Consider the following 621-nt stretch of genomic DNA (forward strand, 5'->3'; position numbering starts at 1 on the left):
TTCATCGCATCGATCGCGCCCTGCCGCTCGCCGGCGATCGCCGATTCGCGATCGGCGCGCTGTCCGGCATCATCCGCGAGATTGGCGAGGCCCTGGGCGACCTTGCGCTCGAGACTGCCATCGTAACGGGCAACGCCGAGCAGGCCATCGGCAAGCAACGGATTGGCACGGAAAGGCCGGTAGGAAACGGGATCTGCCCTTCGGTTCGCCATTTCAGTACCTGTCGTTTACGGCGAGCGCCGTTTTGCCGAATGTCATGGCTGCATCGAAGATGCCGCCCTGCTTGGCCTTGCGGGCCATTTTCAGGTAATTAGCCTCGCGTTCCTGCAGGCGCGCCTGCCGCGTCTGCTGCGTTCCGACATCGGTCGTCAGCGCCAGGTCGCCCTCGCGGAAGGCTTCCGTGCGTGCAACCGCAGCTGTACCGAAGGAGAGATCGGTGCCGGAGGCGGCATAGGCGACGTCCTGCTGCCCCACCGCATCCATGTAATCGCGCTTGATCGAGGCGCGCCGGGCAATGCCCTGCAGCGTCTCGAGCGGCTGTTCGCGGGCGGCGTCCTGGGCCTGCGCCTCCAAGCTGTCGGCCTGCTCGTTCGCGCCCCTGATCGCACTGACGGCCGAAAG

The 621-nt window shown here is 66.0% G+C and carries 2 protein-coding genes; both read right to left on the bottom strand.

The features are described from left to right. Positions 1–212: hypothetical protein (locus MOV76_RS39360; protein ID WP_247266614.1), on the bottom strand; the 212-nt coding region annotated here is incomplete at its 3' end. 1 nt (position 213) lies between these two features. Next, positions 214–621 (bottom strand): hypothetical protein (locus MOV76_RS39365; protein ID WP_247266615.1); only part of this gene is annotated, 408 nt, incomplete at its 5' end.

This window comes from Rhizobium sp. PRIMUS64 (genome assembly GCF_023006465.1).
Lineage (GTDB): Bacteria > Pseudomonadota > Alphaproteobacteria > Rhizobiales > Rhizobiaceae > Rhizobium > Rhizobium leguminosarum.